We start from the raw sequence: 23,103 nt of genomic DNA, 5'->3' as shown, positions 1-23,103 counted from the left end.
CCTTATCATGCCGCCCATGATTAAAGATCCCTTTGCCCGACTGGGCCTGGACCGCGAGGTCCTGACTGTCAGCCAGCTCAACGGCCGTGCGCGGGTGTTGCTCGAAGACGTGTTCAGCAACATCTGGGTCGAGGGCGAGATCTCCAACCTCGCCCGCCCCGCCTCCGGCCATGTGTATTTCACCCTCAAGGACAGCGGCGCCCAGGTGCGTTGCGCGCTGTTCCGGCAGAACGCCGCGCGGGTGCGCCAAGCCTTGAAGGACGGGCTGGCCGTGAAAGTGCGCGGCAAGGTCTCGCTGTTCGAAGGCCGTGGCGACTATCAACTGATCCTCGACACCGTGGAACCGGCCGGCGATGGCGCCCTGCGCCTGGCCTTCGATGCCCTGAAGGAAAAACTCAGCGCCGAAGGCCTGTTCAGTGCCGAGCGCAAGGTGCCGCTGCCAGCCCATCCGCAACGCATCGGCATCATCAGCTCGCCCACCGGCGCGGTGATCCGCGACATCATCAGCGTGTTCCGCCGCCGCGCGCCGCAGATATCCCTGACCTTGATTCCCACCGCCGTGCAAGGCCGCGAAGCCACCGCGCAAATCGTCCGCGCCCTGAAACTGGCCGATGCCCGTGGCTTCGATGCGCTGATCCTGGCCCGGGGCGGCGGTTCGTTGGAGGACCTGTGGTGCTTCAACGAAGAGGCCGTGGCCCGGGCAGTGGATGCCTGCGTCACGCCGATCGTCAGCGCCGTGGGCCATGAAACCGACGTGTCCATCAGCGATTTCGTCGCCGACGTCCGCGCCCCGACTCCGTCCGCCGCCGCCGAGCTGCTGGCGCCGGATGTCGGCGACCTGGTGCGCCGGGTCGAAAGCCTGCACCGGCGACTGGTGATGCGCATGCGCGACCGGCTGATGCGCGATCAACTGCGCCTCGAAGGTCTGACCCGGCGCCTGCGTCATCCCGGCGAACGCCTGCGCCAGCAAGCCCAGCGCCTCGACGACCTGGACATGCGCATGCGCCGGGCCTTCGAACGCAGCCTCAACACCCGCCGCGAACGCCTGATCCGCCTGGAAACCCGCCTGGCCGGGCAGCATCCGGGCCGCCAACTGGCGATGTTGCGCCAGCGCCTGGACAGCCTGGCCGAGCGCTTGCCCCGAGCCATGCGCGAAGGGCTCAAGACGCGACGTGTGCAATTGCACAACCAGATGCAGACGCTGCACATTGTCAGCCCCCTGGCGACCCTCGGTCGCGGCTACAGCATTTTGCTCGACGAACGCGGCCATGCGATTCGCAGCGCCGGGCAAACCCAGACCGGCCAGCGCCTGACCGCCAAGCTCGGCGAAGGCGAACTGCTGGTGCGGGTCGAAGACAATCACCTGACGCCGGTCACCCTTTCTTTACTGGATTGATTCATGCCGCGATTTCTCGCTCCCCTTCTGTTGCTGTGCCTGACCTTCAATGCCCACGCCGACAGCTACATCACCCGCCTGTTGAACAAACCCGTGCCCGGCGGCGTGGCCGTGGTGGACCTCGGCAGCGCGGCCCAGGCGCCGAAAGCCAGCTACCAGGGCAAACCGGTGCTGGTGGTCAAGGAACAGCAAAACTGGCTGGCGATTGTTGGCATCCCGCTGACGGTCCAGCCCGGCACCCAGCAGATCAGCAGCGGCGGCAGCACCCAGCCCTTCGTGGTCGGCTACAAGAAGTACCCCGAGCAACACATCACCCTGAAGAACAAACGCCAGGTCAATCCGAACCCGGCGGACCTCAAGCGCATCGACGCCGAGCTGGCGGTGCAACTGAAGGCCTACCGCAGCTTCAGCCCGAACATCCCCAGCAACCTGTTGCTGGACAAACCGGTCGACGGCCCGCTGTCGAGCAAGTTCGGCGTGCGCCGCTTCTTCAACGGCGAAGAGCGCAACCCCCACGCCGGCCTGGACTTCGCCGTGCCCGCCGGCACGCCGATCAAGACCCCGGCCGCCGGCAAGGTGATCCTCACCGGCAGTTACTTTTTCAACGGCAATACCGTGTTCGTCGACCATGGCCAGGGCTTTATCAGCATGTTCTGCCACATGTCGAAGATCGACGTGAAGGTCGGCCAGCAACTGGCCCGGGGCACCGTGGTAGGCAAGGTCGGCGCCACCGGTCGCGCGACCGGGCCGCACATGCACTGGAATATCAGCTTGAATGATGCGCGGGTGGATCCGGCGATTTTCATCGGGGCGTTTCAACCCTGAGTTTTTGTGGTGAGGCTACTGGCCTCATCGCGAGCAGGCTCGCTCCCACATGGGGATCCGTTGTGAAAACAACAGTTGCAACCACCGGAGATCCCCTGTGGGAGCGAGCTTGCTCGCGATGACGGCAGTCGCATCACCACCTCCTGCGGATTGCCAAGCTAAAAACATCGACGCAATTTCCAGGAACCTAATCTCGAACATGCGCGATTAAATCCCGCAAATCATTTCCAAAACAGAACTTCTCCCAATTTTTTCCGACTGCTTGCAACCCCCCGTCCACGCGGTTAGGGTTGAATCATGAAAACCTCTCACACCCTCATCCAGCTTCGCCAGCACCGCAGCCTGTGCCTCGTCAGTGCACGACTGCCGGGCTGAATCGCGGCACCTCGTCCCGGCTGTGAAGCCACCCCATTCGAACCACCGGCAGGCCGCCTTTTTCCGGCCACGACAATAAGGATTTCCTCATGAGCATGCTCAAAGACCCGTCTTCGAAATACCGCGCCTTCCCGACCATCAACCTGCCGGATCGCACCTGGCCGTCGAAGACCATCACCGCCGCGCCGATCTGGTGCAGCTCCGACCTGCGCGACGGTAACCAGTCGCTGATCGAGCCGATGGACGCGGTCAAGAAGCTGCGTTTCTGGAAAACCCTCGTTGCAGTGGGCGTGAAAGAAATCGAAGCCTCGTTCCCAGCCGCTTCCCAGACCGACTTCGACTTCGTACGCACCCTCATCGAGGAAGGCCACATCCCGGACGACACCACCATCCAGGTGCTGACCCAGGCCCGTGAAGACCTGATCGCCCGCACGTTCGAATCCCTGCGTGGCGCGAAAAAGGCCATCGTCCACCTGTACAACGCCACCTGCCCGTCGTTCCGCCGCATCGTGTTCAACCAGGACAAGGAAGGCGTGAAGGAAATCGCGGTGAACGCGGCCAAGCTGTTCGTCAAATACGCCGCCCAGCAGCCGGAAACCCAGTGGCAGTTCGAATACTCGCCAGAAACCTTCAGCGCCACTGAGCTGGAATTCGCCAAGGAAGTCTGCGACGCCGTGATCGAGGTCTGGAACCCGACGCCTGAGCGCAAGGTGATCCTCAACCTGCCCGCCACCGTGGAAGTTGCCACCCCGAACATCTACGCCGACCAGATCGAGTGGTTCCACCGCAACATCACCCGTCGTGACAGCGTGCTCATCAGCCTGCACACCCACAACGACCGTGGCACCGGCGTGGCCGCCACCGAGCTGGGCCTGATGGCCGGCGCCGACCGTGTCGAAGGCTGCCTGTTCGGCAACGGCGAACGCACCGGTAACGTCGACCTGGTGACCGTTGCATTGAACCTCTACACCCAGGGCATCAACCCTGAACTGGACTTCTCCGACATCGACGGCGTGCGCAAAGTGGTCGAGGAATGCAACCAGATCCCGGTGCACCCGCGTCATCCGTACGTCGGCGACCTGGTTCACACCGCGTTCTCCGGATCGCACCAGGATGCGATCCGCAAAGGTTTCGCCCAGCAGAAATCGGACACCCTGTGGGAAGTGCCGTACCTGCCGATCGACCCGGCCGATATCGGTCGCAGCTACGAGGCGGTGATTCGCGTGAACAGCCAGTCGGGCAAGGGCGGTATCGCCTACCTGCTGGAACAGGAATACGGCATCAGCCTGCCGCGTCGCATGCAGATCGAGTTCAGCCAGGTGGTGCAGCGCGAAACCGATCGCCTGGGCCTGGAAATGACTGCTCAACAGATCCACGCCCTGCTCCAGCGTGAATACCTGCAAGCCAACACCCCGTATGCGCTGGTCAGCCATCGCCTGCAGGAAGAAAACGGCAACAGCGCCGTGGAAGTGGAAGTGGCGAGCAAGGGCCAGGGCGAGACCAACCTGCACTGGCGCGGCAGAGGCAACGGCGCCCTAGAAGCGCTGGTGGCCGGGCTGCCGATTCCGGTGGAGATCATGGACTACAACGAACACGCCATCGGCGCCGGCACCAATGCCAAGGCGGCGGCGTACATCGAACTGCGGGTCAATGGCGAGCGTGCGGTGCATGGCGTGGGTATCGATGAAAACATCACCACCGCCAGCTTCAAGGCGCTGTTCAGTGCGCTGAACCGGTCGCTGAGCCAGCCGGAAGCCAAGGCAGCCTGATCCCAGGCTGAAATGCAAAAAGGCCCTGGGGTGTGAACCCTGGGGCCTTTTTGTTTGGCGGATGATTTTGTGTTGCCTGGCTGGGCCTCATCGCGAGCAGGCTCGCTCCCACACTGGTCGGCATGATGCAAAACCCTGTGGGAGCGCGCTTGCTCGCGATAGCGGCCTGTCAGGCAACCAAAATGTCAGGCATGGGTATCGATCGAAACAGTGATCGCCTGCAACAGCGCGGCCTGCAAGGTCTGCAAAGTCGCCTGGGTCGCCATGATCTGAATCTGGATCGCCGTCGTTTCCTGGGCTTTCTGCTCCTCATCGGCCCGGCTTTGCTGGACCTGGGCCAACTGGGCTTGCTGTTCGGCCAGCAGCTTCTCGGTCCGCTCGATCTGTTTCTTCAACTGTTCGATGACGTCGCTGCCGCTGCTACCTCCCACGCCAGCGATACTCGCGCCGCCGGTGTCGGCTTCCAGTTTCTTGTCCTTGTCTTCGCCGGTCTCGGTCGATGTCACTGGACTGACCGCTTTTTCTTCTTCAGCTCCCCGGATGGAGACTTTAGGGGCTGACGACAGGTAAGGGTTTATGGTCGTTGCGCTGATGCTGGTCATAGGGACTCCTCCTTGGCTGACCCGTTATCGGCACGCAACACCATTTCTTAAGGGCTGAATCGTTTCAATTAGTGAATTCGAAGCGGTCGGCGTCCAGGTTCGCCGGAAACCGCGTGCGATAGGCCGCCAGGTCCGCCGCGCTCAAACACACCTTGAACACACCATCGGCTTCGCCGGCGCTGAGCAAGGTTTCACCCTGGAAGTCCAGCACCTGGCTGTCACCGGTGTAGGCGAAGCCCTTGCCATCGGTGCCGACGCGGTTGACCGCCGCCACGTAGCATAGATTTTCGATGGCCCTGGCCGGCAGCAGCCGATTCCAGTGCTGACGCCGCGCCCCGGGCCAGTTGGCGGTATACAGCAGCAGGTCGGTGTCCTCGGCATCGCGGCTCCACACAGGGAAGCGCAGGTCGTAGCAAATCAACGGGCGAATCCGCCAGCCCTTGAGCTCGAACAGTACTTGTCGTTCGCCCGGCGTGAAGTGGTTGTGTTCACCGGCCATGCGAAACAGGTGACGCTTGTCGTAATGCAGCACTTCACCGTCCGGGCGCGCCCACAGCAGGCGATTGCGATGGCTGCCGTCGCCGGCCTGGACGATCACGCTACCCGTGATGACCGCGTCCAGCTTCGCTGCCTGGGCCTTGAGCCATTGGCGCGTCGGGCCGTTCTCCGGCTCCGCCAGGGTTTCGGACTCCATGGAAAAACCGGTGGTGAACATTTCCGGGAGGATGATCAAGTCAGCCCCCCGCGCCTGTTCGAGCAGCGCTTCGAAATGTTCCAGGTTGGCCTCGCGGTCGTGCCAGGCCAGGGTGGTCTGGACCAGGGCAATGTCGAGGTCCGGTAATGTGCTCAAATCACGCATAGTTTTTCCGCCGCTTCGCGCAGCGTCTCCTCGCGTTTGGCAAAGCACAGGCGCACCAGGCGCTGGCCTCGTGGTGGGTCCTGGTAGAACACCGAGATCGGAATCGTCGCCACGCCATGCTCGCGGGTCATCCACAGCGCCATGTCGACGTCGTTCAGGTCCGGGCGAATCTGCGAGTAATCCACCAGCTGGAAATACGTGCCGGTCACGCGCTTGAAGCTGAACCGCGACGGGGCCAGCAGATCGCAGAACAGGTCGCGCTTGGCCTGGTAGAAGTCCGGCAGTTCGTCGACGTGTTCCGGATGCTCGGCCATGAAGTCGGCCAGGGCGTACTGCAACGGCGTCACGCCGCAGAAGCTGACGTACTGGTGCACCTTGCGCAGCTCTGCCGTCAGGGCCGCTGGCGCCACTACGTAGCCGGTTTTCCAGCCGGTGACGTGGTAGGTCTTGCCGAACGAGCTGACGACGAAGGCACGACGGTACAGCTCCTCATGGGCGAGGACGCTGGCATGAGCGACGCCGTCGAATACCAGGTGCTCGTAGACCTCATCGCTGACCAGGTAGATGTCACGGTCGCGAATCAGCGCCGCCAACTGGTCCAGTTCGGCGCGGCTGATCAGGGCGCCGCTGGGGTTGTGCGGCGAGTTGAGGATGATCATGCGCGTGCGCGGGCTCAGGGCTTCGCCGAGCTTCTCGAAGTCGATGGCGAAATCATCCAGGCCCAATGGCACGTGCACGCAACGCCCACCGGCCAATTGCACGGAAGGCTCGTAGCTGTCGTAGCTGGGGTCGAAGACGATCACTTCGTCGCCGCTGTGGACCACCGCCGCGATGGCGCAGAAAATCGCTTGGGTCGCGCCAGGGGTCACGGTGACTTCCTGGTCGGCATCAACGTGGGCGCCGTAGCAGCGGGCGATCTTCGCCGCGATCTGCTGGCGCAGCGCCGGCAGGCCGGTCATGGGCGAGTACTGGTTATGACCTTGGGCGATGTGCCGGCCGACCGCATCGCGCAGGGCCTGCGGGCCATCGAAATCGGGAAAGCCCTGGGACAGGTTCAACGCGCCCGTCTGCGCGGCGAGGCGGGACATCTGGGTGAAAATCGTGATGCCGACGTTCGGCAACTTGCTGGTGATCATGGAGGGTCCCTGCTCTGCACCCGGCTCTGGTGCGGCGCGGGAGAGTTCGAGGATAGCCCAATCGCCGGGCATGAAAAAGGGTGCCACAAGGGCACCCTTTTCTTGTCACCGAATCGCCACAAAAGCTCTTCCGGACAGCAGGCCCGATCAGCGCTTGTCGCGGCGCTTCTTGTCGGCCTTCTTGTGGTGCGACATCAAGCGGCGCTTCTTGTTGACCTGGCGGTCGGTGAGCGTGTTCTTGTTGCCTTCGTACGGGTTCTCGCCGCCCTTGAACTCGATGCGGATCGGCGTGCCGACCAGCTTCAGGACGCGACGGTAGGTGTTCTCCAGGTAGCGAACGTACGACTTGGGCACCTTCTCGATCTGGTTACCGTGGATCACGATAATCGGCGGGTTGGCGCCGCCCAAGTGGGCGTAGCGCAGCTTGATCCGGCGGTTGTTGACCATCGGCGGCGCGTGCTCGCCCACCGCATCTTCGAGGATCTGGGTCAGGCGGTTGGTCGGCCAGCGGGTCACCGCCGACTTGAACGAGTTTTGCACCGAAGCGTAGAGGTTGCCCACGCCTGTGCCGTGCAAGGCCGAGATGAAGTGGATGTCGGCGAAGTCGACGAAGAACAGCCGGCGCTGCAATTCAACCTTGACGAAATCCCGCTCGCTCGGCGTCATGCCGTCCCACTTGTTGATCGCGATGACCAGCGCTCGACCGGCTTCCAGGGCAAAGCCCAGCAGGTTCAGGTCGTGGTCGACCACACCCTCGCGGGCGTCCATCACGAAGATCACCACGTTGGCGTCTTTGATCGCCTGCAAGGTCTTGACCACGGAGAACTTTTCAACTTCTTCGTGGATCTTGCCGCGCTTGCGCACACCGGCGGTGTCGATCAGCGTGTACTTCTCTTCGTTACGCTCGAAGGGAATGTAGATGCTGTCGCGGGTGGTGCCAGGCTGGTCGTAGACGATGACCCGGTCTTCGCCGAGCATGCGGTTGACCAGGGTCGACTTGCCCACGTTCGGGCGGCCGATGATGGCGATCTTGATCCCGTCTTTTTCGCTCGGGCCCGGAATGCGCTTGGCTTCCTCGCCTTCGGCAACAATCTCTTCCTCGCCCTCTTCCGGCTCTTCCGCGTCGTCCTTGGGGAAACTCTCCAGAGCAATTTCCAGCATCTGGGTGATGCCACGCCCGTGAGCACCGGCGATCGGGATCGCCTGGCCCATGCCCAACGGCGCGAACTCGGCGCGGGCCATGTCCGGGTCGATGTTGTCGACCTTGTTGGCGACCACGTAGGAGCGCTTGTTACGCTTGCGCAAATGCTCGGCGATCATCTGGTCGGCGGCGGTAAAACCGGCCTTGGCGTCTACCAGGAACAGCACCACATCGGCTTCTTCAATGGCGAGCAGCGACTGCTCGGCCATTTTTTCATCCATGCCGTGTTCATCACCGGAGATGCCGCCGGTGTCGACCAGAATATAGGTACGCCCTTGCCACTTGGCCTCACCGTATTGGCGATCACGGGTCAGACCGGACAAGTCGCCGACAATGGCGTCGCGAGTCCTGGTCAGGCGGTTGAACAAGGTGGACTTGCCGACGTTCGGTCGGCCCACCAGGGCGATTACGGGAACCATGCGGCTCTCCACTTCGTTATTTCAGAAAATACAAAAGCCGCTGCGAGGCAGCGGCTGGTGCTCGGGGGCCATTCTGTAGGAGTGAGCTTGCTCGCGATAGCGGTAGTCCAGTGACATGGATATCGACTGATCCAACGCTTTCGCGAGCAAGCTCGCTCCCACATGAATGAAGCCGCTTGGGAATTAACCCAAGCATAGTCTTACTTGATGGTCAGGGCTTCCAGTTTGCCGCTGTTGCCATACACATAGATCATGTTGCCCACCACCAGCGGACGGGCACGCAGGCCGTCGCTGTCGATGCGCTCACGGCCGACGAAACGACCGTCCACCTGACTGAGCAGGTGCAGGTAACCTTCCAGGTCACCCACTGCGACGTAGCTGGAGAACACCTCCGGGGCCGACAGTTGACGACGGGCCAGGGAATCGTTGCTCCACAATGCGGTGGTGGAACGCTCGTCAACGCCTTCGACGGTACCCGAGGACAGGCTCACGTAGACGCTGCCAAAACCCTGGGCGACACCGGCGTAGCTGGACGCATCGCGCTGCCACAGCGGACGACCGCTTTCCAGGTCCAGTGCCGCGACGCGGCCTTGGTAGCTGGCGACGTACAGCGTACCGCCGGACAGCAGCAAGCCGCCGTCGATGTCGACCACACGCTCCAGTTCCGAACGACCTTGCGGGATCGCTACGCGCTGCTCCCACACCGGCACGCCGTTGGAAATATCCAAGGCGACCACTTTACCGGTCGACAAGCCAGCCACCGCCAGGCGGTTGGTGACGATCGGCGCGCTGGTGCCGCGCAGGGTCAGGACCGCCGGGGTGCTGTCGTACAGCCAGCGCTGGTTGCCGGTGGCGGCATCCAGGCCAATCAGACGGTCGTCCTGGGTCTGCACCACCACCACGTCACCGTTGGTAGCGGGCGGTGCGAGCACTTCGCTGGTCACGCGGGCGCGCCATTTTTCTTCACCGCTGCTCGCGTCCAGGGCGACGATCTCGCCCTTGAGCGTGCCGATCATGACCAGTCCGTAACCCACGCCAACGGCGCCGGAAACCGGCAGTTCAAGATCCTTTTCCCATTTGACGTCGCCGTTGGTGCGGTCCATCGCCATCACCACGCCGGTAACGTCGCCTGCATAGATGGTGTCGCCATCGATGGCCGGCACCAGCATATTGTAGGTTTCACCCTGGCCATCGCCGATGGAACGGCTCCACTGCTTCTGCAGCACGACTTCTTCTTTGAAGTCGGTCAGTTCGGCCGGCGGCAGTTCTTTCTTGCTGTTGCTGCTGCAACCCGCGGCCAGAATGGCCAGGGCCAGCAATGCTGCATGTTTCCAACGGATCACGTCACGCATCCCCTTTGGCCAGGTCGTCCAGCTTGATTTGCAGGCCACCGACTGCGGCTTCATCCGACAGCGCAGCCTTGGCTTTTTGGTAGGCCGCATGGGCCTCATCGGCACGGCCCAGCTGTACCAGCAGGTCGCCCTTGAGTTCTTCGCGGGTCGCCAGGAACGCCTTGTCGGCATCACCGTCGAGCAGCTTCAAGGCGTCTTCGGCCTTGTTCTGTGCAGCCAGCACCTGGGCCAGGCGCTGACGCGCCACTTCGCCCAGGGTCGGGTTGACCGGTTTGTCGACGATGCCTTTGAGCTCGGCGGCCGCGTCGTCCAGCTTGCCGCTGTCCACCGCCACCTTGGCCACGAACAGGCGACCGTACTGCGCGTAGGCAGTGCCGGCGAATTCCTTGTCGAGCTTGCCGGCCAGGTCCGCCACGCGGGCCGCGTCAGGCTTGCCGTCCGGGGTCAGGGTGGTTTCCAGCAATTGCTGGTAGAGCACCGAGGCGCCTTGCGACTGGTTGCTCTGGTATTTCTGGTAGGCCTGCCAGCCGAACACGATGACCAGCGCCAACAGGCCGCCAGTGACCAGCGGCTTGCCGTTGCGCGTCCACCAGTCCTTCAAATCCGCCAGCTGTTCATCTTCGGTACTCGACACCCCAATACTCCTTAATCGCTAAATCGGCTGTTTGACAGCTTCAACCCTGCACGACGCAGGTGGCCAGGTGTGCAGCAAGCGCATCCCAGGCAATGCTTTGTTGTTCGCCCTGGCCACGCAGGGGTTTGAAACCTACCACTTGTTGGGCCAGTTCGTCGTCACCGAGGATCAATGCGTACAGCGCACCGCTCTTGTCGGCCTTCTTGAATTGGCTCTTGAAGCTGCCGGCGCCGGCGTTGATCTGCAGGCGCAGGTTGGGCAACTGGTCACGGATCCGCTCGCTCAACGACAGGGCTGCCAGCTCGGCGGCCTCGCCAAAGGCGCACAGGTAGACGTCGACCTGACGGGACAGCTCTTCGGGAACCTTGTCCAAGGCTTCAAGCATCAGCACCAGGCGCTCGATGCCCATGGCAAAACCCACGCCCGGGGTCGGCTTGCCGCCCATCTGCTCAACCAGCCCGTCGTAGCGGCCGCCGGCACACACGGTGCCCTGGGCGCCGAGTTTGTCGGTGACCCACTCGAAGACGGTCTTGCTGTAGTAATCCAGGCCGCGCACCAACTTGGGGTTGATCACGTAAGGAATGCCCACGGCGTCGAGGCGCGCCTTCAGCCCTTCGAAGTGGGCACGGGATTCGTCGTCGAGGTAGTCGGCCATTTTCGGCGCGTCCACCAGGACCGCTTGGGTCTCGGCATTCTTGGTGTCGAGCACGCGCAGCGGGTTGGTCTTCAGGCGGCGCTGGCTGTCTTCGTCGAGCTTGTCCAGGTGGGCGGACAGAAACTCCACCAACGCTTCACGGTAGCGGCCACGGGACTCGCTGGTGCCCAGGCTGTTGAGCTCGAGCTTGACCGCATCACGCAGCCCCAACTCGCCCCACAGACGCCAGGTCATGACGATCAGTTCGGCGTCGATGTCCGGGCCGTCGAGGTTGAACACTTCCAGGCCAATCTGGTGGAACTGGCGATAACGGCCTTTCTGCGGGCGTTCGTGACGGAACATCGGGCCGATGTACCAGAGTTTCTGCACCTGGCCGCCGCCGGTGATGCCGTGTTCGAGCACCGCACGGACGCAAGCCGCCGTGCCTTCGGGGCGCAGGGTCAGGGAATCGCCGTTGCGGTCGTCGAAGGTGTACATCTCTTTTTCGACGATGTCGGTCACTTCGCCGATGGAGCGCTTGAACAGCTCGGTGAACTCGACGATCGGCATGCGGATCTGCCGGTAGCCGTAGTTATCCAGCAGACGCGCCACGGTGCCCTCGAAATAACGCCACAGGGGCGTCTGGTCGGGCAGGATGTCGTTCATGCCACGAATGGCTTGCAGAGACTTGCTCACGTGTATTCCTTAATCTTTCGACTTAACCGCGCGCGATGACCGCTGCGTCGGCTTCGACCTTTTCGGCCGCTTTCTGGCGAATCAGCCGTTCCAGCTCATCCACCAGATTGTCATTCGTCAGTTTCTGCGACGGCTTGCCGTCGATGTAAATCAGGTTCGGTGTACCGCCAGTCAGGCCGATATGGGCCTCCTTGGCTTCGCCTGGCCCGTTGACCACGCAACCGATCACCGCGACATCCAGCGGCACCAGCAGGTCTTCGAGGCGCCCTTCCAGTTCGTTCATGGTCTTGACCACATCGAAGTTCTGCCGCGAGCAGCTCGGGCAGGCGATGAAGTTGATGCCACGGGAACGCAGGTGCAGGGACTTGAGAATGTCGTAGCCGACTTTCACTTCCTCGACCGGGTCAGCCGCCAACGAGATGCGGATGGTATCGCCAATCCCTTCGGCGAGCAGCATACCGAGGCCGACGGCGGATTTCACCGTGCCCGAACGCAACCCACCGGCTTCGGTAATGCCCAGGTGCAGCGGCTGGACGATTTCCTTGGCCAGCAAGCGGTAGGCTTCGACGGCCATGAACACGTCGGAGGCCTTCACGCTGACCTTGAAGTCCTGGAAATTCAGGCGTTCGAGGTGCTCCACATGGCGCAGGGCCGACTCCACCAGCGCCGCCGGGGTCGGTTCGCCGTATTTCTTTTGCAGGTCTTTTTCCAGGGAACCGGCGTTCACGCCGATGCGGATCGGGATACCCCGGTCGCGAGCGGCATCCACCACGGCACGTACACGGTCTTCGCGACCGATGTTGCCCGGGTTGATGCGCAGGCAATCCACACCCAACTCGGCCACGCGCAGGGCGATGCGGTAGTCGAAGTGGATGTCGGCGACCAAGGGGACCTTGACCAGTTGCTTGATCTTGCCGAACGCCTCGGCGGCGTCCATGTCCGGCACCGATACCCGCACGATGTCGACACCGGCGGCTTCCAGGCGGTTGATCTGCGCGACCGTGGCGGCCACGTCATTGGTGTCGCTGTTGGTCATGCTCTGCACAGCGATTGGCGCATCGCCGCCCACGGGCACGTTACCGACCCAGATTTTCCGGGATTCGCGACGCTTGATTGGAGATTCGCCGTGCATGACTTATTGACCCAACTTCAGGCGAGCGGTCTCGCCACTGGTGAACGGAGCGATGTCGACCGGTTGGCCGTTGTAGCTGACCTGCGCGCCACGGGCATAACCCAGGCGTACGGCAAACGGTGGCTTGCCGTTGATGGAGGCGCTGTCGCCCTTGCGCTTGAGGCCGCTGAACAACACTTTGCCGTTGCCGTCGGTGATCTGCGTCCAGCAATCGGCGACAAACTGGATCTGGACCTGGCCTTCACCCGCGACGGGCGCCGGGGCCGGAGCGGTCGGGACGACTGGAGCGGTTGGCGCGGCGTGGGTCGCAGGCGCGGCCACGGTCGGTGCCGGCGTGCTCGGTGCGGCCGGTGCCGTGGCAATCGGTGCGCTGCCGGTGTTCGGGGCAGCCGGAGCGGTCGGGGCTGGGGCGGGAACAGCCGGCTCGGCACCCGCCTGGGCATCGGCGGCGTCCGGGCTTTGTGGCAACGCCAGGGCGGTTTCGCCTTCGGCCTGACCTTCGACGACGGCCTGGTCTTCCGGCTCGTCCAGCGGATGGATCTGGGTGGTGCCGTCGGCGCCCTCGACCTCCACGTGCTCAGGGTTCATGGCGACCGGCTCCTTGTTGCGCAAGGAAGCCTGATCCTGCCACCAGACAAAACCGCCACCAATCACCGCGATGAGTAGCAACAGGCTGACGATTCGCAAAATGGTGTGGGACACGCGAACCGGCTCCTCGATGCGCCCCAGGCTGTGCACGTTGCTGCCCTGGGCATCGGAGCCGGTGTATTGATCGAATTGCTGAACCAGCACGGTCTGGTCCATGCCAAGCAACTTGGCATAGGCGCGGATGTAGCCGCGGGCGAAGGTGTGCCCAGGCAGCTTGTCGAACGCGCCCGCTTCCAGGTTACCCAGGGAAGCCACGGTGAGATTGAGCTTGAGGGCCACTTCGGCCAGCGACCAACCATTGCTTTCGCGGGCTTGACGCAGGGTCTCACCGGGATTTACGCGAGTCGCTGCTACAACTTCGGGATGCGCCGCTTTCATCATTGCTCCGACAGGTATTGCTGATATTCCGGCGTACCGGGATAGAGTCTTTTGAGTTGCAAGCCGTAGCTTGCAGCTTTGTCGCGATCTTCAAACACATGTGCCAGCCGAACGCCGAGCAATAGACTACGTGCATTTTGCTCACTCAGCAGGCTAAAACGCTCGTAGTAGTCACGCGCGGGCACATAATGCCTGTCTTCGTACGACAACTCAGCCATTTCCAGCAGCGCCCGCGGTTGCTGGCGGTTGAGCCGCAGCGCCTTTTCCAGTTGCTGGCGGGCCAGGTCACGCTGGCCGAGCTGCGCGGCCGTCATGCCGAGGTTTTCGAAAACCCGCGAACGCTCAGGGTAAAGGGTATCGGCGGCAGCCTGCTCGAAGCGCTCGTAGGCTTCCTTGTAGCGTTTCTGCTCGAAAAGAAAGCTGCCGTAGTTGTTCAGGATCCGTGCGTCCTGGGGCCGACCAGACAGCGCCTTGCGAAAATGCTGGTCGGCCAGCTCAGGCTCCATCTCGGCCTGGAACACCAAGGCCAGGGCCGCGTTGGCATCCGGGTCGGAATCGTCCAGCTCCAGGGCTTTCTTGAGCGGCACCTTGGCCCGCTCGGTCATGCCCTGCTGCAGGTAGCCGATGCCCAGTTGCACATAGGCCACACGTGCCTCGTCGCGCCCTTTGCTGGTCTTCATCGGGTTGTAGTCACCCGACAGGACACAACCGGAACAAAGGCCGGCCAACAGCAAAACGAGCGCGAAGCGCAGGGACATAGAGTTCCTCTCTTAGTGACTGTTCGCAGCGTTCTGCACCGCATCGTCCGCGGCGTTCAACTCACGCACGGCAATGTAGCGTTCGCTGCGACGGGTGCGATCCAGCACCTGTCCTACCAATTGGCCACAGGCGGCGTCGATGTCTTCGCCGCGGGTGGTGCGCACGGTGACGTTGAAGCCAGCGTGGTGAAGCTGATCCTGGAAGCGACGAATCGCGTTGTTGCTCGGACGCTCGTAACCGGAATGCGGGAACGGGTTGAACGGGATCAGGTTGATCTTGCACGGGATGTTCTTGAGCAGCTCGATCATCTCGACCGCGTGCTCGACCTTGTCGTTCACATCCTTGAGCAGCGTGTACTCGATGGTCAGCACGCGCTTTTCGCCCAGGGACGACATGTAGCGCTGGCACGACTCGAGCAGCATCTTAAGCGGATATTTCTTGTTGATCGGCACCAATTGGTTACGCAATGCGTCATTGGGTGCGTGCAGCGACAACGCCAGGGAGACGTCGATGTGCTTGGCCAGCTCATCGATCATCGGCACCACGCCGGAGGTGGACAGGGTCACGCGGCGCTTGGAGATGCCGTAGCCCAGGTCATCCATCATCAGGTGCATGGCGGAGACGACGTTGTCGAAGTTCAGCAGCGGCTCGCCCATGCCCATCATCACCACGTTGGTGATGGCACGGTCGACGGTCGCCGGGACGCTGCCAAAGGATTTGTTGGCAATCCACACCTGGCCGATCACTTCGGCGGCGGTGAGGTTGCTATTGAAGCCTTGCTTGCCGGTGGAGCAGAAACTGCAATCCAGGGCACAGCCTGCCTGGGACGAAACGCACAAGGTGCCGCGCTTGCCCTGGGGAATGTAGACGGTCTCGACGCAACTGCCGGACGCCACGCGCACCACCCATTTGCGGGTGCCGTCGCTGGAAATGTCCTGGCTGACCACTTCGGGGCCGCGAATCTCGGCAACAGCCTTGAGCTTTTCGCGCAGGGCCTTGCCGACATTCGTCATGGCATCGAAGTCGTCGACGCCAAAGTGGTGAATCCATTTCATCACCTGGCCGGCACGGAAACGCTTCTCCCCGATCGAGTCGAAGAATTTCTCCATTTCCGGCTGGGTCAGGCCCAACAGGTTGGTTTTGCCGTTCGATGTAGTCATGGATTCACCTTCACTCAAAAGCCTGGGCTTAGCGAGTGGTTACTTCAGTAGCGGAGAAAAAGTAAGCGATTTCGCGAGCAGCGGCGGCTTCGGAGTCCGAACCGTGGACGGCGTTGGCGTCGATGGATTCAGCGAAGTCAGCACGGATGGTGCCGGCAGCAGCTTCTTTAGGGTTGGTAGCGCCCATCAGCTCACGGTTGCGAGCGATGGCGTTTTCGCCTTCCAGCACCTGAACGACAACCGGACCGGAAGTCATGAAGGCAACCAGCTCACCGAAGAAACCGCGCTCGCTGTGCTCAGCGTAGAAGCCTTCGGCTTCGGCTTTGGACAGTTGCTTCATTTTCGAAGCTACAACGCGCAGGCCAGCGTCTTCGAAGCGGGTAACGATCTTGCCGATCACGTTTTTAGCAACGGCGTCAGGCTTGATGATGGAGAAAGTACGTTGAACAGCCATGGTGTAACTCCAGAAACGGTAATTTGCGAAAAATTAAACCCGCGAATTATACGCGGGTTCTTGGGTATTGCCTAACTGCGTAAGGGAGGCTTCAGTCCTGCTCTTCTTTCCAGGCAGTCTGGATCGCTTCAAGGACCTTTTCACCGCCGCGATCCCGCTCGTCGTCAAACCCCGGCAAAGCCATGACCAGGTCACGCAATGCCACAAAGTTCACCGAATAGGGATCCACATCCGGATGACCGTCGGCCAACAGGATAGCGATTTCTTGTACATCAACCCATTTAAGGCCCATGACAGTTCCTTGAATCAGTGCGGCGCTTCAGCCGCATGGTTAAGCGAATATTTCGGGATTTCGACGGTCAGGTCTTCAGTGCCGACGATGGCTTGGCAACCCAGGCGCGATTGCGCTTCCAGGCCCCAGGCGCGATCGAGGAAATCTTCCTCCAGATCGTCCGCTTCTTCCAGCGAATCAAACCCTTCACGAATGATGCAATGGCACGTCGTGCAAGCGCAGACGCCGCCACAGGCACTTTCCATCTCGATATGGTGTTCATGGGCCAGTTCGAGAATGGAAATTCCGGGCTCGGCCTCCACGACCATGCCCTCCGGACAGAACTTCTCGTGGGGCAGAAAAATCACCTGCGGCATCAGTTATTCCTCGATTTCATTCAGGTTGCGCCCCGCCAGGGCGGCTTTCACCGTCGAGTCCAGGCGGCGGGCAGCAAAGGCATCGGTGACCTGCGACAGACGCTTGGTCTGCTGCTCGATGGCATAGCCATCGGTGCCTTTGATCAATTCGGACAATTCCTGCATCTGCAGCTCGATGACCATGCGCTCTTCAGCGTCGAGCAAACGCTCGCCGTCGGCCTCAAGGGCCCCTTCCACGGCTTCGATCAGGCGCTGGGCGTCGACCTGTTGCTCGCGCAGCACCCGCGCGACCTTGTCGTCGCTGGCGTGCTGGAAGGAATCCTTGAGCATCTTGGCGATTTCGCCGTCGGTCAGGCCATAGGACGGCTTGACCTGGATGCTCGCCTCCACGCCCGAACCCAGTTCGCGGGCGGAAACGTTGAGCAAACCGTCGGCATCGACCTGGAAGGTCACGCGGATCTTCGCCGCACCGGCAACCATGGCCGGGATGCCGCGCAATTCGAAGCGGGCCAGGGAACGGCAGTCGCTGATCAGTTCACGCTCGCCTTGCAGCACGTGGATCATCATGGCCGACTGGCCGTCTTTATAGGTGGTGAAGTCCTGGGCGCGGGCAACCGGGATGGTGGTGTTGCGCGGAATCACCTTCTCCATCAGGCCGCCCATGGTTTCCAGCCCCAGGGACAACGGAATCACGTCGAGCAACAGCAGTTCGCCGCCGTCGCGCTTGTTGCCGGCCAGGGTATCGGCCTGGATCGCGGCACCGATGGCGACCACCTGGTCGGGGTCGATTTCGGTCAGCGGCTGACGGCCAAAGGCCTCGGCAACGGCTTCGCGAACCCGCGGCACCCGGGTCGAACCACCGACCATGACCACAGCCTTGACGTCTTCCAGCTCCACGCCGGAATCACGCACGGCGCGGCGGCAGGCCTTGAGGCTGCGGGCGACCATGGGTTCGATCAGGGCGTCGAAGGCTTCGCGAGTCAGCGCGGCTTTCCACTCGCCATAAGCGACGTCAACCGTGGCGGCGTCGGTCAAGGCTTCCTTGGCGGCGCAGGCGGTTTGCAGCAGATGGCGTTGAGCACCGGGGTCGAGGTCGGCGCAGAGGCCGGCCTGCTCGATGATCCAGCCGGCGATGGCGTGGTCGAAGTCATCGCCGCCCAGGGCGCTGTCGCCACCGGTGGCCAGGACTTCGAAGACGCCGCCGGTCAGGCGCAGGATCGAAATATCGAAGGTGCCGCCACCCAGGTCGTAGATGGCGACGAGGCCTTCGGCATGCTGGTCCAGGCCATATGCAACCGCCGCGGCGGTCGGCTCGTTGAGCAGGCGCAGCACGTTCAGACCGGCGAGCTTGGCCGCGTCCTTGGTGGCTTGGCGCTGGGCGTCGTCGAAATAGGCCGGGACGGTGATGACCGCACCCACCAGTTCACCGCCCAACGCCGCTTCGGCACGTTGGCGCAGGACCTTGAGGATGTCGGCGGAAACCTCGACCGGGCTTTTCGGGCCCTGCACGGTTTCGATGAACGGCATGTGGGATTCGCCACCGACGAAGCGGTACGGCAGTTGCTCGCCCAATTGCTTGACGTCGGACAGACCACGACCCATCAAGCGCTTGACCGAGACAATGGTGTTAAACGGATCGGTGGCGGCGGCCAGCTTGGCCGACTCGCCCACTTCGACGCGATCGGCGTGATAACGCACGGCGGACGGCAGGATCACCCGTCCCTGCTCGTCGGCCAGCGGTTCGGAAAGACCGCTGCGCAAGGCAGCGACCAGGGAATTGGTGGTACCCAAGTCGATCCCGACAGCCAGGCGACGCTGGTGCGGTTGTGGACTTTGGCCGGGTTCGGCGATCTGCAGTAGGGCCATCGTAATCAGGTCTTATCTGTAATCAGGCGTGCGACCGGAGCGGCACTGGGTTAATCGTCGAGGCGCTCTTCTAGCTGGCGCACTTCGTAGGTGAGCTTGTCGAGGAACTGCATGCGCCGCATCAGGCGTTCGGCCTGTTCGCGTTGCGCGGCATCGTTCCAGCAGGCTGCGAAGCTTTCGTTCAGTGTTTGCTGGGCGTCCTTCAAGCGGCGCTTGAATACCGCGACACCGGCCAGGTCGGCGCTGTCCTGCAGGTCTTCGAGTTCTTCGCGCCATTGCATCTGCTGCAACAGAAACTCGGGATCGTGGACCGTGACCTCCAGCGGCAACTCATGGCCGCTGATCGCGAGCAGGTAACGCGCGCGCTTGGCCGGGTGCTTGAGCGTCTGGTAAGCCTCGTTGAGGTTCGCCGACTGCTCGAGCGCCCGCCGCTGCTCCGCCTCGGAGGCATCGGCAAAGCGGTCGGGATGGACGCCACGGGCCAGCTCAAGGTAACGCGCGGACAACTGCTCGAGATCCAGCTGGAAAGCAGGCTGCAACTGGAACAACGCAAAATGACAAGGAGTACCCACGAGCCGCCTCAGATGTTGAAGCTTTCGCCGCAGCCACATTCACCGCGCACGTTGGGGTTGTTGAACTTGAAGCCTTCGTTCAACCCTTCCTTGACGAAATCCAGCTCGGTGCCGTCCAGGTACGTCAGGCTCTTCGGGTCGATGATCACTTTCTGACCATGACTTTCGAATACCTGATCGTCTTCGCCCACTTCGTCGACGAATTCCAGTACATAGGCGAGGCCAGAACAGCCCGTGGTGCGAACACCCAGGCGGATACCCTCGCCCTTGCCGCGCCCCGCAAGGGAGCGCTGGATATGGTTAGCTGCCGCTTCTGTCATCTGGATAGCCATGGAAAACTCCTTACCGTAACGCGGATCAGATCAAGCCTTTCTTCTGCTTGTAATCGCGAACGGCGGCCTTGATGGCGTCTTCGGCGAGTACCGAGCAGTGGATCTTCACTGGCGGCAGGGCCAGTTCTTCGGCCAGCTGGGTGTTCTTGATGGTTTCGGCTTCATCAAGGGTCTTGCCCTTCATCCACTCGGTGGCCAGGGAGCTGGACGCAATGGCCGAACCGCAGCCGTAGGTCTTGAACTTGGCGTCTTCGATGATGCCCTGCTCGTTGACCTTGATTTGCAGGCGCATGACGTCGCCGCACGCCGGGGCGCCGACCATGCCGGTGCCGACATCAGGATCCTGCGCGTCCATCTTGCCGACGTTGCGCGGGTTCTCGTAGTGGTCGATGACCTTTTCGCTATATGCCATTTGCTTCAATCCTCATCAGTGGAGCCGCTCTGGTGGCGACTTCTCAGTGCGCCGCCCATTCGATTTTCGAAATGTCGACGCCGTCTTTGTACATGTCCCACAGCGGCGAAAGAGCGCGCAGCTTGGTAACGGCCTCGCAGACTTTCTGCGCGGCGTAATCGATTTCTTCTTCGGTGGTGAAACGGCCGAAGGTGAAGCGGATCGAGCTGTGGGCCAGTTCGTCGTTGCGGCCCAGGGCGCGCAGTACGTACGAAGGCTCCAGGGACGCCGAAGTGCACGCCGAACCGGACGACACGGCCAGATCCTTGAGCGCCATGATCAGCGACTCGCCTTCAACGTAGTTGAAGCTCAGGTTCAGGTTGTGCGGTACGCGGGCGGTCAGGCTGCCGTTGACGTAGAGTTCTTCCAGGTGCTCGACCTGCTTGAAGAAGCGGTCGCTCAGGGCCTTGATGCGCACGTTCTCGGCAGCCATGTCTTCCTTGGCTACACGGAAAGCCTCACCCATGCCGACGATCTGGTGGGTCGCCAGGGTACCGGAACGCATGCCACGCTCGTGACCACCGCCGTGCATGGTCGCTTCGATGCGAACACGCGGCTTGCGGCTGACGTACAGCGCGCCGATGCCTTTAGGACCGTAGGTCTTGTGGGCGGAGAACGACATCAGGTCGACTTTCAGCTTGGACAGGTCGATGTCGACCTTGCCAGTGGACTGCGCGCCGTCGACGTGGAACAGGACGCCCTTGGAGCGGGTCAGTTCGCCGATGGCGGCGATGTCGTTGACGGTGCCGATTTCGTTGTTCACGTGCATGATCGAGACCAGGATGGTGTCGTCGCGCAGGGCGGCTTCGACCATGGCCGGGGTGATGATGCCGTCTTCACCGGGCTCGATGTAGGTGACTTCGAAGCCTTCACGCTCCAGTTGGCGCATGGTGTCCAGGACAGCCTTGTGCTCGATCTTGGAGGTGATCAGGTGTTTGCCCTTGGTGTGGTAGAAATGCGCGACACCCTTGATTGCCAGGTTGTCGGATTCGGTGGCACCGGAGGTCCAGACGATTTCACGCGGGTCGGCGTTGACCAGGTCGGCGACTTGGCGACGGGCGTTTTCCACCGACTCTTCGGCCTTCCAGCCGAACACGTGGGAACGGGACGCCGGGTTGCCGAAGTTTCCGTCGACCAGCAGGCATTCACTCATTTTCTGCGCAACACGCGGATCAACCGGGGTGGTCGCTGAGTAATCAAGGTAAATCGGCAATTTCATGGACTCTCTCCTAAATCAGGCTGGCTGGCGTTCCGCGTGCTCTGCGGCGGTCATTCGACGGCGGACGCTTCAATCTTGTCGAGGTGCAGCGACTTGCTGTTGCAACGGCGCTGGTCCTGACGCTGGGCTACTTCTTGCACCTCACGGCGAGTTACAAGGTCAGCCAAGCTGATACCGCTTAGAAATTCGTGGATCTGCAGGCTGAGGTCGCACCACAAATGGTGGGTCAGGCAAGTATCGCCGCCATGGCAGTCGCCAAGGCCCTGGCATTTGGTCGCATCGACCGATTCGTTCACTGCATCGATCACCTGGGCGACCTGGATGCCCTGCATGTCGCGCGACAGCTGGTAGCCGCCGCCGGGACCGCGAACGCTGGAAACCAGGTTGCTGCGGCGCAGCTTGGCGAACAGCTGTTCAAGGTAGGACAGGGAAATGCCCTGGCGCTCGGAGATATCGGCCAGGGACACCGGCCCGTGCTGCGCATGCAATGCCAGATCCAGCATTGCGGTCACGGCGTATCGGCCTTTTGTAGTCAGTCGCATGGACAATTACCACGGAGTTCGGAATGGGGGCGAGTATGCAATTCCCGAGTATTTAAGTCAAGTATAAGACCTAGTGCTTTACTCAGGTTTACCCGCGAAAGAGCGCGCGCATGATAGCAAAGGCTGGTCGGCGGCGACCAGCTATACCGCGTTATCGTTTATCGCGAGCAAGCTCGCTCCCACAGGGGGCCATGGGTGAACACATAATGGTGTACGACACAAATCCCCTGTGGGAGCGAGCTTGCTCGCGATGAGGCCATCCGGGTGTCAGCTGGCCTGGGTCTCATCCTTGTCCTTCACACACGCAAAGTCTTCCTCGCGCAGTTCAGGCAGGTCCTTGGCGCAGTAATTACTGCCCAGGTCCTTCAGGGCGCCGCACATTCCCTCCAGGCGCCCATCCACTGCTTGCAGATGATCGAGCAACTGGTTGATGGCGCGGGCGACCGGGTCAGGCATGTCTTCGCCGACACCGTAGGCGTCGAAGCCGATCTTCTCGGCCATGGCCTTGCGACGGGCGTCCTGCTCGTCATCGGACTTGACGATGATCCGCCCCGGAATACCCACCACGGTCGCACCCGGCGGCACAGCCTTGGTCACCACGGCGTTGGAGCCGACTTTCGCCCCCGCCCCGACCGTGAACGGCCCGAGCACCTTGGCGCCGGCGCCGACCACCACGCCGTCTTCCAGCGTCGGGTGGCGCTTGCCTTTGTTCCAACTGGTGCCGCCGAGGGTCACGCCCTGGTACAGGGTCACGTCGTCGCCGATCTCGGCGGTTTCACCGATGACGATGCCCATGCCGTGGTCGATGAAGAACCGCCGACCGACCTTGGCGCCTGGGTGGATCTCGATGCCGGTCAACCAGCGCCCGAAGTTCGAGACCAGCCGCGCCAGCCACTTCCAGCCCATGTTCCACAAGGCGCCGGACAGGCGATGGATCCAGATGGCATGCATGCCCGGGTAGCAGGTCAGCACTTCAAAGGCATTGCGCGCCGCCGGGTCACGATGAAAAACACTTTGGATATCTTCACGCAAACGTTCGAACAT

The 23,103-nt window shown here is 62.1% G+C and carries 24 protein-coding genes; 3 read left to right on the top strand and 21 right to left on the bottom strand.

What is annotated here, in order from left to right; all coding sequences use genetic code 11:
* Positions 1-16: 16 nt before the first annotated feature.
* The 3 genes from xseA (at position 17) to leuA (ending at position 4,365) form a co-directional block, all read left to right on the top strand.
* A complete protein-coding gene (gene xseA, locus AD659_RS04305; RefSeq protein WP_053118647.1) occupies positions 17-1,396 on the top strand; it encodes an exodeoxyribonuclease VII large subunit in 1,380 nt (459 codons plus the stop codon).
* Positions 1,397-1,399: 3 nt separating this feature from the next.
* The gene (locus tag AD659_RS04300; protein ID WP_053118645.1) at positions 1,400-2,221 is read left to right on the top strand and encodes a peptidoglycan DD-metalloendopeptidase family protein; all 822 of its coding nucleotides are present in this window, start codon (positions 1,400-1,402) and stop codon (positions 2,219-2,221) included.
* A gap of 464 nt (positions 2,222-2,685) precedes the next feature.
* On the top strand, positions 2,686-4,365 hold the full coding sequence (gene leuA / locus AD659_RS04295) for a 2-isopropylmalate synthase (RefSeq protein WP_053118643.1): 1,680 nt from the start codon (positions 2,686-2,688) through the stop codon (positions 4,363-4,365).
* Positions 4,366-4,550: 185 nt separating this feature from the next.
* Here leuA and AD659_RS04290 read toward each other — a convergent pair whose 3' ends face one another.
* From AD659_RS04290 to cysE, 21 genes are all read right to left on the bottom strand, one after another.
* Entirely contained in the window at positions 4,551-4,967 is a 417-nt protein-coding gene (locus tag AD659_RS04290; protein WP_053118641.1) for a hypothetical protein, read from the bottom strand.
* Positions 4,968-5,031: 64 nt separating this feature from the next.
* Positions 5,032-5,826 (bottom strand): amidohydrolase, encoded by a 795-nt coding sequence (locus AD659_RS04285; protein WP_053118776.1) that lies wholly within the window; start codon positions 5,824-5,826, stop codon positions 5,032-5,034.
* On the bottom strand, positions 5,814-6,962 hold the full coding sequence (locus tag AD659_RS04280; protein WP_053118639.1) for a pyridoxal phosphate-dependent aminotransferase: 1,149 nt from the start codon (positions 6,960-6,962) through the stop codon (positions 5,814-5,816). Before AD659_RS04280 ends, AD659_RS04285 begins: the two co-directional genes overlap by 13 nt.
* A gap of 147 nt (positions 6,963-7,109) precedes the next feature.
* Positions 7,110-8,582, bottom strand: a complete 1,473-nt coding sequence (gene der / locus AD659_RS04275; RefSeq protein ID WP_053118638.1) for a ribosome biogenesis GTPase Der — start codon at positions 8,580-8,582, stop codon at positions 7,110-7,112.
* Positions 8,583-8,782: 200 nt separating this feature from the next.
* Positions 8,783-9,934: an outer membrane protein assembly factor BamB gene (gene bamB, locus AD659_RS04270; RefSeq protein ID WP_053118636.1), complete on the bottom strand. Its 1,152-nt coding sequence runs from the start codon at positions 9,932-9,934 to the stop codon at positions 8,783-8,785.
* Positions 9,927-10,568: a YfgM family protein gene (locus AD659_RS04265; RefSeq protein WP_053118634.1), complete on the bottom strand. Its 642-nt coding sequence runs from the start codon at positions 10,566-10,568 to the stop codon at positions 9,927-9,929. The genes bamB and AD659_RS04265 overlap by 8 nt, the downstream gene beginning before the upstream one ends.
* Positions 10,569-10,608: 40 nt before the next feature.
* Positions 10,609-11,898, bottom strand: coding sequence for a histidine--tRNA ligase (hisS, locus tag AD659_RS04260; protein ID WP_053118632.1), 1,290 nt, complete (start codon positions 11,896-11,898; stop codon positions 10,609-10,611).
* Between the two features lie 22 nt (positions 11,899-11,920).
* Positions 11,921-13,030, bottom strand: coding sequence for a flavodoxin-dependent (E)-4-hydroxy-3-methylbut-2-enyl-diphosphate synthase (gene ispG / locus AD659_RS04255; RefSeq protein WP_003185136.1), 1,110 nt, complete (start codon positions 13,028-13,030; stop codon positions 11,921-11,923).
* A 3-nt stretch (positions 13,031-13,033) separates the two neighbouring features.
* Positions 13,034-14,056: a RodZ domain-containing protein gene (locus AD659_RS04250; RefSeq protein ID WP_053118630.1), complete on the bottom strand. Its 1,023-nt coding sequence runs from the start codon at positions 14,054-14,056 to the stop codon at positions 13,034-13,036.
* Positions 14,056-14,814, bottom strand: a complete 759-nt coding sequence (pilW, locus tag AD659_RS04245) for a type IV pilus biogenesis/stability protein PilW (protein WP_053118628.1) — start codon at positions 14,812-14,814, stop codon at positions 14,056-14,058. The genes AD659_RS04250 and pilW overlap by 1 nt, the downstream gene beginning before the upstream one ends.
* 12 nt (positions 14,815-14,826) lie before the next feature.
* Complete coding sequence (rlmN, locus tag AD659_RS04240; RefSeq protein ID WP_053118626.1) at positions 14,827-15,975, bottom strand: dual-specificity RNA methyltransferase RlmN; 1,149 nt, start codon at positions 15,973-15,975, stop codon at positions 14,827-14,829.
* Positions 15,976-16,003: 28 nt separating this feature from the next.
* Positions 16,004-16,429: a nucleoside-diphosphate kinase gene (gene ndk, locus AD659_RS04235; RefSeq protein ID WP_042727994.1), complete on the bottom strand. Its 426-nt coding sequence runs from the start codon at positions 16,427-16,429 to the stop codon at positions 16,004-16,006.
* Between the two features lie 91 nt (positions 16,430-16,520).
* On the bottom strand, positions 16,521-16,721 hold the full coding sequence (iscX, locus tag AD659_RS04230; protein ID WP_053118624.1) for a Fe-S cluster assembly protein IscX: 201 nt from the start codon (positions 16,719-16,721) through the stop codon (positions 16,521-16,523).
* A gap of 14 nt (positions 16,722-16,735) precedes the next feature.
* Positions 16,736-17,077, bottom strand: coding sequence for an ISC system 2Fe-2S type ferredoxin (gene fdx, locus AD659_RS04225; protein WP_018611575.1), 342 nt, complete (start codon positions 17,075-17,077; stop codon positions 16,736-16,738).
* A 3-nt stretch (positions 17,078-17,080) separates the two neighbouring features.
* Complete coding sequence (hscA, locus tag AD659_RS04220; protein ID WP_053118622.1) at positions 17,081-18,943, bottom strand: Fe-S protein assembly chaperone HscA; 1,863 nt, start codon at positions 18,941-18,943, stop codon at positions 17,081-17,083.
* 50 nt (positions 18,944-18,993) lie between these two features.
* Positions 18,994-19,515: a co-chaperone HscB gene (gene hscB, locus AD659_RS04215; protein WP_053118620.1), complete on the bottom strand. Its 522-nt coding sequence runs from the start codon at positions 19,513-19,515 to the stop codon at positions 18,994-18,996.
* Between the two features lie 8 nt (positions 19,516-19,523).
* Entirely contained in the window at positions 19,524-19,847 is a 324-nt protein-coding gene (gene iscA, locus AD659_RS04210; protein WP_003185155.1) for an iron-sulfur cluster assembly protein IscA, read from the bottom strand.
* 25 nt (positions 19,848-19,872) lie between these two features.
* A complete protein-coding gene (gene iscU / locus AD659_RS04205; protein ID WP_003185157.1) occupies positions 19,873-20,259 on the bottom strand; it encodes a Fe-S cluster assembly scaffold IscU in 387 nt (128 codons plus the stop codon).
* Between the two features lie 43 nt (positions 20,260-20,302).
* A complete protein-coding gene (locus AD659_RS04200; protein ID WP_024616410.1) occupies positions 20,303-21,517 on the bottom strand; it encodes an IscS subfamily cysteine desulfurase in 1,215 nt (404 codons plus the stop codon).
* A gap of 50 nt (positions 21,518-21,567) precedes the next feature.
* Positions 21,568-22,059 carry a Fe-S cluster assembly transcriptional regulator IscR gene (iscR, locus tag AD659_RS04195; protein ID WP_041475746.1) on the bottom strand — a complete coding sequence of 164 codons (492 nt, stop codon included), beginning with the start codon at positions 22,057-22,059 and terminating at the stop codon, positions 21,568-21,570.
* A 267-nt stretch (positions 22,060-22,326) separates the two neighbouring features.
* Entirely contained in the window at positions 22,327-23,103 is a 777-nt protein-coding gene (gene cysE, locus AD659_RS04190; protein ID WP_003197992.1) for a serine O-acetyltransferase, read from the bottom strand.

The sequence above is a fragment of the Pseudomonas thivervalensis genome (assembly GCF_001269655.1).
Classification (GTDB): domain Bacteria; phylum Pseudomonadota; class Gammaproteobacteria; order Pseudomonadales; family Pseudomonadaceae; genus Aquipseudomonas; species Aquipseudomonas thivervalensis.
The sequence above is the reverse complement of the archived record's forward strand: the minus strand, read 5'-3'. Positions and strand labels throughout refer to the sequence as shown.